Raw genomic sequence first — 14,639 nt, 5'->3', positions numbered from 1 at the left:
TCCTTCCCCGTGCGAAGCGTTAAGGCTGTATTTTAATCGTATCTACCTTTAACATATGGTCACGAATGACCTCCACAATGCCATCTTCATTATTGGAAGCGACGATAAGATCCGCTGCTTCCTTCACGGTCTCCTGTGCATTGCCCATAGCCACACCAAGACCGACCGCCTGAATGACCGCTAGATCGTTCAAGCTGTCACCAACAGCCACAACCTCTTCCATTGTAATGCCTAGCAATTTGCACACTTCACCAATACCACTCGCCTTCGATATTCCTGCCGGATTCACTTCCAGGTTGGTCGGAGAGGAATTGGTGATCTGAAGCCCGCCGAGATCCTGAAGCTCCATGAGAATCTCGTGACGCACCTGATCATCCTCTGTGGTGTAGCCAAATTTAAGCCACTCCTGATCCATAATGGAATCCACCCAGCGTTCACGATTAAACAGCTGATCTACAGAATAGGCCCAGAACCAGCAGTCATGCTTCACAGCAATGTCATGCATCTTCTTGATTAATTCGGGGTCAAGCAGTGTACGGATATGCAGCTCATTTGGCGATTTCCATACTTCGCTTCCGTTCACCGTAACCATCGGTGTCTCAAGGCCCAGCTCTTGGCCGTAAGGCAGCGCGTGATGCGCGGCACGTCCGGTGGACAGGCAGACATGAATACCGGCCTCCATCGCTTTATGAATCCAGGTGGATGTCTCATGGGATATCTCATGATTGTCAGTCAGCAGTGTACCATCCATATCCAAAGCAAGCAGTTTATATTGATAATGATTACTCAAGCAGGTTTGACCTCCTTTGTATGATACATCTCTCTTATCCAATTCCCTTTTTCTCTATAAGGTAGCATCAATTTCATAATACCGTTATGAAATTGATTCGGCATAGCGACATTTTAACATAAAACAGGATTGTTCAACAAAAATTACAATACAAAATGACAGGCGAGTTCTATCTCGGCCTGCCATATCATCATAATCATTCTGTTTTCTCTCGCATACGCCCATTATATTTATGCTTTCAGCGCATCTTTTGTCACGCTGCCTCGTTTCTGTTTCCATTTTCGAACCACAACCCCATGGAGTGGAGAGAACAGGAAGGCAAGCACAAACAAAACACCTGCGGAAGCTACCATGCAACCGGCAATCGACGAATCCATGATCAAGGCGGAATAATACCCCGCAAATGAGCTGATTACACCAATAAGAACACTGATGAGCAGCATATGTGATAGCCGATCTGTGAGCAGATATGCCGTTGCTGCCGGTACAATCAGCATGCCGACAACGAGAATGGCGCCGACACTGTCAAACGAAGCTACCGAAGTCATCGACACCATTCCCATTTGCAGATAGTGGAACAGCATTACCGGAATTCCTGTAGCCGCCGCCAGAGCCGGGTCAAAGGATACCAGCTTAAACTGCTTGTAAAACAGGGTTAGAAGCATAAGGATAATGGCCAGTGTAATTCCAAGCATCCATACCGCTCTAGGTCCGAGATCCGCCTCTCCAATGATCAGTCGGTCCCATTGAACATACGTAATTTCACCATACAATACATGGTCCAGATCAAGGTCGACATTCTGTGCATTTAAACTGATCAGAATGACACCTAAGGCGAACAGAGCTGTAAAGACAATTCCGATGGAAGCATCGGATTGTACCCCGCTGGACTCCAGATGCTGCATCAGAAAGACAGCAAGCAGTCCAAAGGCGGTAGCGCCGACAAGTATCCACAGTGAATCACGACCACTGATCAAAAAGGCAACGGCGATGCCAGGGAGGACCGCGTGGCTAATCGCATCCCCAACCATTGCCATCTTTCTGAGCACCAGAAACGTACCGAGCAGTGCACAGGCCGAGGAAACCAGTATCGCTGTTAGTAAGATCCAGAATGTTGACATTGTTGATTTCCCCCTTCCTATTTACTGACCTCAGCACGATTTACCGATTGCTGCTGATTGTTGTATTCCGTCTTGGTTCTCCACTTCCTAATTTCTCTGGCAAGTAAACCACGGCCGGGTGCGATCAAGACAGAAACACCGAAGATCAGTGTTATCACCAGCACTGTAACCGGTCCTGTAGGAAGATCCGGCGTTGTTGCACTGATCAGCGTGCCCAGTGCCCCGCTGATTGCGCCGAACAGCCCTGCCAGGCAGACCATTAGTCCAAGTGCATTCGTCCAATATCGTGCTGCGGCAGCAGGCGTAATCAACAGAGCAGCGACCAGCACAACCCCTATGACTTGAACACCTGCGACTACTGCAACAACCGTCAAGAACAATAACAGCTGCTCCAGAAAGGCTGATGGATAACCCATTCCTCTTGCAAAGCCGGCATCAAAACTAATCAGTTTAAACTCCTTAAATAACAGGAAGCATACGACAAGCAGAAGAACAGATACTCCCAGCAGCATATACACATCGCTTCTGACCATGGAAGCAGCCTGGCCGAACATATACTTATCCAGCCCGCTTGCACTTCCATAGTCCCCATGCTGGATCTGTGTCAGCAGTACAATTCCTATACCGAAAAATACAGACAATACGATGCCGAGTGCGGTATCCTGCTTGATTCGAGAATAGCGTGTGATAAGTGATATCCCAATCGTCGCCAGCCAGCCTGCAGCAAGGGCACCAATCATGAACAAGAAGGTGGACTTGACCCCGCTCAGCATGAACGCAATGCATATGCCCGGAAGTGCCGCATGAGCAAGGGTGTCCCCGATCAGACCTTGTTTGCGAAGGTAGGTGAAGGAACCGATCAGGCCGCTGCTGAAGCCGAGCAGCATTGAACCAAACAAAATCCATCTGACATTAGGATCGGTCACTACAGAAGCTATCCATTCAAACATGCCAACTCACCTTCCATCCTTCGGTGCGGAATGCCCGATCATGGCAATCCGGCCTCCATAAGTCTGCTCTAGCAGGTCGGGGGTGAACGTCTCTGCTGTCGGCCCTGCAGCAACCAGCCTGCCATTCAAGAGCAGTACATGATCAAAGTATTCTTCCACGGTAGCCAGATCATGGTGTACGACAAGAACGGTCTTGCCCTGCTTCTTAAGAGCCTCCAGCAGCCCAATAATCGCCTTCTCGGTTGTGGCATCGACTCCTGCAAACGGCTCATCCATAAAATATATATCAGCATTCTGCGCAAGTGCTCTCGCCAAAAAGACACGCTGCTGCTGACCACCAGAGAGCTGGCTGATCTGACGATTGCTAAAATCAGCCATACCCACCTTGCTCAAGCATTCCAATGCAAGCTCTTTTTCTTTTTTGCCCGGTCTTTTAAACCAGCCCAGCTGCCCGTACTGCCCCATTAAGACGACATCCAGGGCGTTCGTCGGGAAATCCCAATCCACAGACTCCCGCTGAGGGACATATCCGATTCGTTTGCGCTGCTCCTTATACGGCTTGCCATAGATACGGACATCGCCGCTGATTGTAGGAACAAGCCCAAGTGCAGCCTTGATCAGCGTAGATTTACCGGCTCCGTTAGGACCGAGAATTCCGATCAGCTTGCCATCCGGCACACTGAAGGTTACATCCCTCAGAACCGGTTTTTTATGATATGCAACGGCCAGGTTCCGTACCGAGAACGGAATTTGATCGCTGCCCTGAGAATGATCCCTCCCTGATTGTTCATACGATAGTGAGCTCATCCCCACTCAACCCCTTCCTATAGCCTAAGGCCCATTGTTACTCTGCTTAAACGTTTATTTTAGTGCATCTACAATCGTCTTCGTATTGTGCTTCACCATACCGATATATGTTCCTTCTTCTGTGCCTTCAGGGCCCATGGCATCCGAGAACAGCTCCCCGCCGATCGATACGGTATGTCCCTTCTCTTCTGCTCCGGCTACGATCGCTTCCATTGCCTTAGGCGAAATACTGGACTCCACAAATACCGCTTTGATCTTGTGCTCCACTAGAAAATCCCTTAGCTCGCTGACATCGCTGGCACCCGCTTCGGCCGATGTGCTGATACCCTGAAGTCCCGCTACTTCGATGTCATATGCTTCGCCATAATATCCAAATGCATCATGAGCGGTAACAAGCACTCTGGATTGCTGTGGAATGGTAGCAATCTGAGTCTTTACCTCTTCATGCAATGCTTTTAACTCTTCAATATATGCATCCGCCTGTGTGTTGTACGTATCTGTATTGTCCGGATCTTCTTCAATCAGTGCATTACGGATCGTATCTGTAACCTGAATCCATTTCTCAACATCAAACCAGATATGCGGATCTGCTTCCTCGCTGTCACCATAAGGCACCATCAACAGCTCACTTTCCGGAATATCCTTGGTTACCTGCACCACTGGCTTTGACTTGCCAATATTAATCAAGATATCTGACATTTTCCCTTCAAGATGCAGACCGTTGTACAGAATAACGTCGGCAGATTCCAGCTTCTGAATATCTCCCTGTGAAGCTTTGTACAGATGCGGGTCAACCCCTGGCCCCATCAGTCCTGTTACTTCTACGAGCTCACCGCCAACCTCGCGGGCTGCATCAGCAATCATCCCAGTCGTTGTTGTAATCTGGAGCTTATCCTCAGCAGAGGCCGAGCTTCCATCATCCGAGGCATTTCCGCATGCGGCCAATACGAGCATCGAGCTCACAACAGCCACGCTGATCATCATTTTGTGCAACTTACTTCCGGTTCTACTTGTACATCTTCTCATTCTTCAATTTCCCCCTTACCCATTTTTTTGTGGTTAAACAGCGGTCAGACAATAGTTAGACAAGTAACTTAGCATTAGGCCAAGTTATTTACGTAAGTAAAATAATTTTGTACATGCACTTTTTTATTATACAAGCACAATAATGTTTCCTTAGTGCAAATTTTATTGAATTCCACAAAAAAAAGCAAGAGAAAATTTTCTCCTGCTTGAACATATCTACCTTATGTGATTAAATCTTGGACACGAATATGGCTAGCAAAGCTCAGTCCGAATTGCGATTGCTGTCTGGTCGATCTGATGCTGGAGTGCCGTCGAGTCCATAGTATTTGTCATAAGCGTCAAATATTTTACGTGCTACAGGGGCAGCACTGCTCGCTCCAAATCCTCCTTGTGGAATGACGACTGCAACCGCAAGCTTGGGATTCTCACGAGGGGCAAAAGCGATAAACACCCCGTTATCCACGTTGATTGGCGCCTGCCCATTGCCGGGATATATCATCTGCTGTGAGGTACCCGTTTTTCTCGCGTAATCGTATGCAAAACCGTTAAAGGCAGCACCCACATTCGTATCCATACCCCGATGAATAATGCTCCAATAGCTGTTGTCAAATTGAACTTCATTCAGCACCTTGGGCTTGATACTCTTCACGACATTGCCTTGTGAATCTCGTATTTCCTTAACGAGATGAGGCTCCATGCGTTTTCCCTTATTAGCAAGCATCGCCGCATATTGTGCAAGCTGCAATGTGGTATATTTGCCCTGCTGACCGAAGGAGGCAAACGCCAGTGATGCAAGTGCCGTCTGTCCCTCCTGTCTGTATTCAATCCGCCCCCTGAATTCATTCGGCAAGTCCACGCCGGTCGCCACTCCGAGCCCAAACTCCTTCATATATTCATCCCAGATGTCAACTCCCTGACTGCCATATCTCCGGTACAGCCCTTCACCGATCAAATCGACCATAAACGCGTTCGAGGAACGACGTATGGCATCTTGTACCGTCAGTCTTCCCATGACAGCACCGCCTGAGTTCGAGACGCTCGATCCGTCCCGGCCAAATTCAGCAGAACCGAGGTCATTATACGTTGTGGAAGGGCTGATCAGCCCTTCTTTTAGACCAATTAGAACGCTGAGCGGCTTAACAGTGGAACCGAGAAGAACGACCGATTCCGGCGTGTTTGTTTTGTCCGAAGGGAAGAAGGATCGAATGGTACCATTCTGATAAATATGGCGAATTTGGTCATATACCTCTGGAGATACACCGCCCTGTTCCCACACATTTGTATCGTAATCCGGCATACTGGCCATGGCGATTACATGACCTGTGTCCACTTCCATCGCGACCGCATACCCGGTTGATGCATTCTTCGACTCACTCTTCCCGCTCGAACGAAGGGCCTGTATCTGATCCAAAATGGCCTGCTCCGTTGCCTTCTGTACGTCCTTATGCAGTGTAGTGTACAGATGATGACCCTTTTGCGGGGGTATAAGCTCTGCCGGCCCGATCGGCATGTTACGAGGATCCACCGGAATGAGCCAATATCCCGATTCACCTCGAAGCTCTTCCTGATATTGAAGCTCCAAACCACCGAACCCGACATTTTCATTCTCCTGATAAAATAGCCCAGGCTGCTTAACAGCCATCTCTGCATTTCGCTGATCCATCTGCTCGTACAGCGGCTCTATCTTAGCTCCCTTGAACTTATACAAGTAACCTACCGTCTGCACCGCGAGCGAATCCTTATGATATCTGCGCACCGTTTCTTCAACGATGTCGATTCCCTTAAATCGTTCTTTATGCTGGAGAAAATAAGCCACTTCTTCCGCAGACAAGTTGCTCTTAATCAAACGCGGTACATATCCTCCAGCTTTGGAGTAATTCAAATCCAGCTTACCGACAATGTCCCCGGCGGTTATCTCCTCCGCATCCGCATGACCATGCTGCTTGAATACAGCTGCAATCTCCTCAGCCAGCAGGTTCATCTCAATCCGGCTTGCTGATGGTATGCCGTCTGCATTCGCGTAATTTTTGTAGAGGGTTATATATAACGAGTGCGAAGGCTCTGAATAAGCAAGCGGCGTATGGGTTGCATCATAAATCGTACCTCGTACAGGCATCATCGGCACCGCCTTCCGATTCTCTCCATGCTCTAGAGCAGTCAATTCAGCACCTTCGACAAACTGTAAAAAGGCCAGGCGTACGATCAGTACACAAAACAGCAGAAAGGCAGAGAAAAAGGTGAGATTAAGACGGAAATTTCTTCTATTCGCCTTAAGCAGCTTTTCTTGCTCCTGCTCGTAACGGTTCATTGGATGAATCCTCCCCCATCGTCATACAAACTGTATTTTTTGCTGCTCATTACTAAGGCCATATGTGATTCGCACGGTTATATGGATTATCAACTCTAATTATACTAATTTATTCCATTCACAGGCAAAAAAAAGCTGCCGAGAAAAAGAAAATATCTCGGCAGCTTTGGTCGGGCTTATTGTTCTGTTGTATCGCCTTCCGTATTCTCTGGCTTTCCTTTCGGAACACCATCGAGACCGTATACCTCATCATATGCATCAAAGATTTTACGGGCAATTGGAGCAGCACTGCTTGAGCCGTATCCACCTTCCGGTACGACGACCGCAACAGCCAGCTTCGGATTCTCACGCGGGGCAAACGCGATAAATACCCCGTTCTCGACCCGATTACGTGTTCCATTAAAATAAATATCCTGCTCGGATGTACCTGTCTTACGAGCAAAGTCATAAGGGAATCCGGAGAAGGCCATACTTACATCCGTATTCATCCCACGATGAATCGTTTCCCAATAGGTGTTATTAAAGTCGACTTCATTGAGCACCTTAGGCTCAATCTTCTCTACGATATTGCCTTCCGCATCACGAATTTCCTTCACCAAATGCGGTTCCATTCGCTTTCCTTTGTTAGCTAGCATCGTGGCATACTGAGCCAGCTGCATCGTCGTATATTTGCCCTGCTGACCAAATGAAGCAAACGCAAGTCTTGCTAGTGCCGTTTCCCCTTCATTGGTGTACTCAAGGAAGCCTTCGTATTCTTTGGGCAGATCCACACCTGTCTCTACTCCAAGACCAAACTCCTTCATGTAATCATCCCAGATGTTAATTCCTTCACTGCCGTACTTTTTCCATAGCTCCTCTCCAATCAAATCAACCATAAAGGCATTGGAGGAATGCTGGATTGCGGTCGCAGCCGATAAAGATCCGTATACATGACCCTGGGAGTTCCTTACACTTGAATCATCCCGTCCAAAATAGGCGATCCCTCTATCCTGATAAACGGTTCCATTAGGGGAGAAGAAGCCTTCCTTCAATCCAATTAACACACTTAGCGGCTTCACCGTTGAACCCAACAACACCGTCGACTCGGGATGTCTTCCCGTATCATCCGGCGGGAAGGACTCTACCGTACCATTCCGATAAATGTATTTGACCTTGTCATAATCCCAAGGCTCATTCGGATCATAGTCCGGCATACTGGCCATCGCGACTATATTCCCTGTGTCGACTTCCATGGCGACAGCAAAGCCTGTCTTGGCGTTGGGATGGAGCTTACCGGAGACTGGGTTACTGTGCAGCCAATCCAGTTGATCCATAATTGCCTGTTCGGTCGCAACCTGAACGTCCTTATTAATGGACGAGATCAGATTATGACCCTTCTGTGGAGGCTGAATCACCGTTCCCTCCTCTGGAAGGTTCAGCGGGTTAATTGGAATCTGGCTGTATCCGGCCTTCCCGCGCAGTTCATCCTGATACTGTCTTTCCAGACCATCTACACCCACATACTCAAGCTCAGAATATACGAGCCCTGGATCAGTTTGGCTGGCATTTTCCTTATCGATTGCATCATACTCTGCCAGTGTCTTGGACGTCTTAAACGTCTTAAGATAACCAATCGCTTGTACAGCTACAGAATCCTCATCATATTTGCGAACCGTTTCCTCAATAACACTCACACCAGGAAAATCCTTCTTATGCTGCATGAAGTAGGCAATCTCTTCTTCCGATAGATCGCTCTTGATCAGCCTCGGCGTATAGCCATGAGTTTGACGATACTCCAGATCCATAGCATTAATGATATCCTCGGTGGTCATCGGCTCCCGGTCTGTATCCCCATATTCAGCAAATACTTCTGCCAGCTTCTCCGCCATGGCCTCTGCTTCTGGACGATTCGGATTCTCAGGACCGCCTTCCTGCTGGCTGTAGTTTTTGTACAACGTAATATACAGGGATTGAATCGGCTCGGAATACGCTAGTTTGGTTTCACCGGTTGCATCATAGATTGTTCCACGGACAGGGAGCAATGGGATGCTCTTCGTTACACTGCTGCTCTCCTGCTGAGCTAGCACGGGTCCCTCTACAAACTGCAGCACGGCCAATCTTATAATAATAATAGAGAAGATAAGAAAAGAGCTAAAAAAGAAAAAGTTCAATCGAAAACTGAAACGGCGTTTGTTCGAAAGTTCTTCCTTTTCATGATTTTGCTGCTGTGCCATACGATACCTCGCTTTGTGTTTCTTTTGCTGTATTTCATTCTACCATATCCGGACAATAAATTTCCTCTCTGCCGGTTACAGTTTCGTCATCAAACGACAAGAAACAGCATGCCTTATATGAACCTATACAAGACACACTGTTCCATCATAAATATGAATCCGAACCTTTACTCTTCAGAATCTGTGGTTACCCCATTCTCTCCCTTAGGCGTACCGTCCAGACCGATGTACTGATCGTAGGCGTCATAAATCTTCCTTGCTACCGGTGCCGCACTGTTGGAGCCGTATTTCCCTTCCGGAATAACGACAGCAATCGCGAGCTTCGGATTGTCACGCGGCGCGAAGGTGATGAACACCCCATTCTCCACTTCTGCCCCACCTACACTCTGCTGGGATGTTCCTGTTTTGCGGGCATAATCATAAGGAAAATTCTCAAAGCCCTGCACACTGCTGTTCATCCCTTGCTTGATTTCATCCCAGTAGGCATCATCCATATCGACCGTATTCAAGATTTCCGCTCCGAATTCCTTGACGACATTTCCGTCCTCATCGGTAATCTTGCTGGCGATTTGGGGCTTCAGCCTTTTCCCTTCATTCGCAAGCATAGCCGTGTATTGTGCCAGCTGCAGCGTTGTATACTTGCCCTGCTGACCAAATGAAGCGTAAGCCAGAGCCGATTGAGTCCCCGTACTTTCCTGCTCATGGATATACTCGCGTAATCCATCCTGCTCACCAGGCAAACCACTTTCTGTGCTCACACCAAGCCCAAACTGCTTCATGTAGCTGTCCCATACTTCCACACCACCGGTGTTGTATTTATCAAACAGCTTATTGGCTACCATCTCTACCATAAAGGCATTGGACGAATGTTCGATTGCGGATGCCGGATCGATCAAACCGTATACGTGACTGCTTGAGTTTCTGACCGTTGTTTCGTACCCCTTCTTCCCGAACTTGCCTGCTCCCGTGTCATTATATACTGTCGAGGTTGTAAACAACCCTTCATTCAGTCCAATCAATACCGACAGCGGTTTAATGACGGAACCGAGCAGCACGGTAGAAGAAGGATGCTTATAGCTTTCTTCCTGGCTTCCGTATGATTGATATACCTCACGAATGGCTCCATTAGAGGAGAATGGTGAGATCTGATTAATTTCATCCTGAGTTTTGCTGCCCTCGGACCACACATTCGAGTCATAGTCAGGCATACTCGCCATCGCCACAATCTGACCCGTATCCACTTCCATGGCAACGGCAAAGCCGGTTTTGGCATTCGGGGCATTGACTGCCGAATTGCTAGTAGTCCGCAGATATTCCAGCTGATCCATAATGGCCTGCTCGGTTGCCAGCTGCACATCTTTATTGATCGACAACCAGACATTGTTGCCCTTGTCGGGAGAAGTCAATGTCGATTCGCCCGAGATCCGATTCTGCGAGTCCACCGGGAAGGTCTTGAGCCCTTTTGTACCGCGAAGCTCCTCCTGGAACATCAGCTCCACTCCGTCATATCCGACCTCTTCATTATCGAGATATTGGAGCGCCGGGTCCTCCTCTTCCTTGGCTTGAATGTAAAATTCAATACCATACTCCGGATCAATAACGGAACGGAAAGGCTTCATGTACCCAACGGTCTGCACAGCAACCGTATCCTTGTCATAATGGCGAATATTCTCCTCTACCACTTCAACACCGGGGAAATCCTCTTTATGAGACAAGAAATAGGCAATTTCCTCATTGGTCAGATCTGTTTTAATCCGCCGAGGGGTATATCCATAATTTTGTCGATACGTAATATCGAGCGCATCTTCAATCTCCTGCTCAGTCATGGTTGTTTCTGGATCGCCATACTCATCCAAAACAGCTTTAAGCTCCGAAATGATGCTCTCCAGTTCAGCCTTGTTCTCTTCAAGACTGTAGTTCTTATCCAAGCTCATGTACAAGGATTGAGTGGATGAAGAATATGCAATTTTGTTCTCGCCTGTCGAATCGAAGATTGTTCCACGAATGGGCGCAATAGATACGCTTTTGGTTGCAATACTTGCTTCTTCCTTCTGCATCGTCGGTCCCTGCACCAGTTGCAAATAAGCTAATCTTACAATCAGTACAGTAAAAATAAGAAATGTCGCAAGAAAAAAAACATTTAAGCGAAAGGCAAAGCCCTTCTCATTGTTTGTTTGCTTACCTAGATACGAAGCCATCTCCTCTTTGTTCATTATGCTACTACCCTTTCTTGCTACTCCGAAATATACCAGAGAGCCTGTTTAGACGGTCTGATCTTTGATATGGGTGTCATAAAAATGAGGCGGATTGAACCAATCGCCGCTATTTGCCCATGTCGGATCAAGTGGGACCCAAGTATCCTGCTCACTCAGGTATACTTCATTCCAGGCATGAGCACCATAGCCGCCTTGACCATTGTACCCAAGACCCGTAACCACTCTCACTTCGAGATCCTGTGAACGAGCCATCACCGCATATAACCTGGCATAGTCAATGCATACACCCATCATGGTATCGAATGTATCCTGCGGCGTCTGCTCATTCCATATTCCGCGCTGCTCGTAATCCTCGACCTTTCCATAATCATACTCAACCCGGGTTCCTACCCATTCATAGAGCTCTCTTGCCTTCTGTTCGTCTGTAGCGGCACCTTCCACAATCTTAGCTGCAGCTCCTTCAATATCCTCAGGAATATTACGATCAATAACCTCGTATCTCCGCTGCATCATGCCGTTAAATTCCTTCTGAGCCGCTTGGCTGATAACCGGAAGCTTGTCCTTAATAAGGTTTCCAGATATCGGTTCAATTACGGATTTGGCACCTTGCTGATACATCGGTGACGACTCTACATAATTGCTGAAAGAACTGCCAGGATACAGACTCACTACAATAAATAGCAGTGCTATAACCAATACGCATCTAGCCGCCCCAACAACAGCACCGAAGCAAGCTCCCATTAGTCGGCTGAGAAAGCCTGGATTATTGCGGGCTTCACCGGTTGAGGTTCCTCTAAAGAATCCGCCAATCAAGCTTAGAATGAAACGAATAATGCTATAACTTATAACAAACAGCACGGCAAACCGTAACAGCGGGAAATCAGCCAGTGCCGTAAGGACCGTGTAATATATTTGCTCCCATGTGTTCAAGTCCCGGCTCGGCATCGCTTCACTATAACCCGAGAGCCATGCCTGTACGGTAGGAGACAGCTTCAAGGATAGCAAGAATGCACCTGCGATCCCGACGATCGTGAACACACCTTCGGTAATCAGGTTCACCAGTGTTCCTGCCGAACGCGATGCTCCTCGGACAAAGCCCTGCAACAACGATATGAGGATGATCACCATTAGTATGAGCGTAATGAGGTTCCCCTCCTTCACACTCCCTATCCAAGCTTCAATCATAATTCACCTGCTTTCTTGCATCACTACAACGTGCCTATTTATTCTGAGCTGTTTCCATAAACAATTTAACCGTATCGTTTACACTCCACTCTCCGAGTGATATGCCGCGGACAGACACTTTAACCTTATCTTCACCCTGCTTGCCATTCACTTCAACATTTGGACTCGTGATGGTAAAGGTACCATCCGGATTCACTACATACTCCGCTTTCTCCGCTTCCTTTTGCATGAGCTCAGCGGCCTCTGTTCCCAATGTATCCATCGTGCTTGTACCGACATCACTGACAACGGTCTTAATCTGTTCAAATGAAACACCACTATAGATGATGAGCGCCGCAACAATAACGACGACAATTACCCATTTGAGCACGGTTCTCAGCACATTAATTACGACGAATAACAGAATAAGCGCGATTACGATAACAAGCCAATTTTGCGAAATAAACTCTTTCCAAACTTCTATATCCATCCATTTGACCACCTTTTCAAAACTTTTAGTTCTAAACCACTTTATCGGTCCATTCAAGATTGTGTCATCATCGAGGTTAATCTTTAACGGTTACTCGCCTTGCTCTTGGTTCAATCTCCCGAATATTATACATGATTACCGATGTCCCTGTCATATAAGCACCATCCTGTGGAAAAAAACGGTATAAGACACGTTTGTCCAGCGTACAAGTATATCATGTGTGCTTATGCTTGTTCGACTCGAAAAAAGGAGGTGCAGTTCGCTTGAAAACAGCCGTATGGCTCTATCTTTTTCTATTTCTCGCCTTTTTTGATTTGCATGCTCAATATCCGATACTCACTCCCTTTGCGCTTTCGCTTGGAGCCGTCCCTACATTTATAGGCTGGATGATGGGGATCTACTCGCTTACCCACCTTCCTGGCAATCTCATTGCAGGCACTCAGATTGATAAGCATGGGAGCCGGCGGTATATCATCTTCAGCTTGACTGCTGCTGGGATCGTACTGCTCCTGCAATCCCAAGTCGAAACTCCTTGGCAACTGCTTCTGCTTCGGGCCATTAGCGGCTTTGTGCTTGCTTTTCTGTCTCCAGCCTGTATGACCCTTCTTGCCCAGCTATCATCAGATCCCATTACCCAAGGCAAATATATGTCTGGGCATGGCGTGGTTCACACCCTCGCTTCCGTTGTCTCTCCGGCTGCAGGAGCATTTATCGTTGCAGGCATTGGATTCTCGGGAACTTTCCAGAGTCTTGGCATCCTGCTGATCATTACTGGAATTATGGCATACTTCACACTGCCAGCCGTAAAAATGAGTGCAGCTAATGCACCACCCCCACAGACAGAGGACAGCCCGACTCGCAGCTTCTTTCCAATTTCATGGCGCTTTTTCGTGCTTCCACTGGTTATCGCATGTGCACAAGGCATTCTTTTCTTCGAACTGCCCCTTAGAGGCAGTGGGTCGGCCTCGATCCTATCTACAGGACTGTTATTCTCCATCATCAGTCTGGGTGCCCTCGGTACGCTGAGCATGCTCTTTCTCAATCTCTATTCGCCCACTCTGAGGCTGGCAAGCGGTGTTTTGCTCATGGCGTTTAGTTTTTTTCTTATGGCCGCTGCACCCCAAATTCCGTTGTGGCTGATTCTGTTTATTCTCGGTAGTTCCAAAGGGATTATCTTCCCTGCACTGGCTTCCATGCTTGTTCAGCTCAGTCAAGGAGTGCGGCTTGGAAGAGTGTTCTCGATCCAGTCAATTGCCACTTCACTGGGCTCCTTCGTAGGGCCGATCGCAGCAGGACAAATCCGTTTGGATGTCTCGCCATATTTCCTTGCATTTATAGTATTAATGCTTGGTCTGCTTCTCCTTCCTTTCCCTAACAAGTTCAAAGCATCTACCTTGTCCCATTCGGAAGCCAAGCATGTTTAACAATAGATGATACCCATACATAAAAGGCCTGCCTTCTTCATGGCAGACCTTTTTTGCATCAAATTCCAAAATTGCGCTAAAATATAAACAAACATTTCCCGGGGAATTTCGATACTTAATATACTAGAGG

11 protein-coding genes are annotated in these 14,639 nt (G+C 47.6%); 1 reads left to right on the top strand and 10 read right to left on the bottom strand.

All coding sequences use genetic code 11. The features are described from left to right. Nucleotides 1-19: 19 nt before the first annotated feature. The 10 genes from ACFQ3J_RS22110 to ACFQ3J_RS22065 form a co-directional block, all read right to left on the bottom strand. Nucleotides 20-790, bottom strand: coding sequence for a Cof-type HAD-IIB family hydrolase (locus tag ACFQ3J_RS22110; RefSeq protein WP_280142888.1), 771 nt, complete (start codon nucleotides 788-790; stop codon nucleotides 20-22). A gap of 230 nt (nucleotides 791-1,020) precedes the next feature. Next, nucleotides 1,021-1,911, bottom strand: coding sequence for a metal ABC transporter permease (locus ACFQ3J_RS22105; RefSeq protein ID WP_091161180.1), 891 nt, complete (start codon nucleotides 1,909-1,911; stop codon nucleotides 1,021-1,023). A gap of 17 nt (nucleotides 1,912-1,928) precedes the next feature. Further along, a complete protein-coding gene (locus ACFQ3J_RS22100; RefSeq protein ID WP_379294023.1) occupies nucleotides 1,929-2,861 on the bottom strand; it encodes a metal ABC transporter permease in 933 nt (310 codons plus the stop codon). 6 nt (nucleotides 2,862-2,867) lie between these two features. Then, a complete protein-coding gene (locus ACFQ3J_RS22095; RefSeq protein WP_091161183.1) occupies nucleotides 2,868-3,668 on the bottom strand; it encodes a metal ABC transporter ATP-binding protein in 801 nt (266 codons plus the stop codon). Between the two features lie 54 nt (nucleotides 3,669-3,722). Next, the gene (locus tag ACFQ3J_RS22090) at nucleotides 3,723-4,694 is read right to left on the bottom strand and encodes a metal ABC transporter solute-binding protein, Zn/Mn family (protein WP_091161185.1); all 972 of its coding nucleotides are present in this window, start codon (nucleotides 4,692-4,694) and stop codon (nucleotides 3,723-3,725) included. A 262-nt stretch (nucleotides 4,695-4,956) separates the two neighbouring features. Further along, nucleotides 4,957-7,002: a peptidoglycan D,D-transpeptidase FtsI family protein gene (locus ACFQ3J_RS22085; protein WP_091161187.1), complete on the bottom strand. Its 2,046-nt coding sequence runs from the start codon at nucleotides 7,000-7,002 to the stop codon at nucleotides 4,957-4,959. A gap of 176 nt (nucleotides 7,003-7,178) precedes the next feature. Beyond that, nucleotides 7,179-9,215: a peptidoglycan D,D-transpeptidase FtsI family protein gene (locus tag ACFQ3J_RS22080; protein WP_091161188.1), complete on the bottom strand. Its 2,037-nt coding sequence runs from the start codon at nucleotides 9,213-9,215 to the stop codon at nucleotides 7,179-7,181. 167 nt (nucleotides 9,216-9,382) lie between these two features. After that, a complete protein-coding gene (locus ACFQ3J_RS22075) occupies nucleotides 9,383-11,428 on the bottom strand; it encodes a peptidoglycan D,D-transpeptidase FtsI family protein (protein ID WP_244533643.1) in 2,046 nt (681 codons plus the stop codon). Nucleotides 11,429-11,476: 48 nt separating this feature from the next. Then, nucleotides 11,477-12,616, bottom strand: coding sequence for a transglutaminase domain-containing protein (locus tag ACFQ3J_RS22070; protein ID WP_091161190.1), 1,140 nt, complete (start codon nucleotides 12,614-12,616; stop codon nucleotides 11,477-11,479). 34 nt (nucleotides 12,617-12,650) lie between these two features. Then, nucleotides 12,651-13,085 carry a hypothetical protein gene (locus tag ACFQ3J_RS22065; protein WP_091161191.1) on the bottom strand — a complete coding sequence of 145 codons (435 nt, stop codon included), beginning with the start codon at nucleotides 13,083-13,085 and terminating at the stop codon, nucleotides 12,651-12,653. Nucleotides 13,086-13,348: 263 nt separating this feature from the next. On the opposite strand from ACFQ3J_RS22065, the gene ACFQ3J_RS22060 reads away from it, so the two are divergent. Further along, nucleotides 13,349-14,509 (top strand): MFS transporter, encoded by a 1,161-nt coding sequence (locus ACFQ3J_RS22060; RefSeq protein WP_251584122.1) that lies wholly within the window; start codon nucleotides 13,349-13,351, stop codon nucleotides 14,507-14,509. Nucleotides 14,510-14,639: the final 130 nt, after the last annotated feature.

Origin of the sequence: Paenibacillus provencensis (assembly GCF_042678545.1) — a bacterium.
Taxonomy (GTDB): Bacteria; Bacillota; Bacilli; order Paenibacillales; family Paenibacillaceae; genus Paenibacillus; species Paenibacillus provencensis.
The sequence above is the reverse complement of the archived record's forward strand: the minus strand, read 5'-3'. Positions and strand labels throughout refer to the sequence as shown.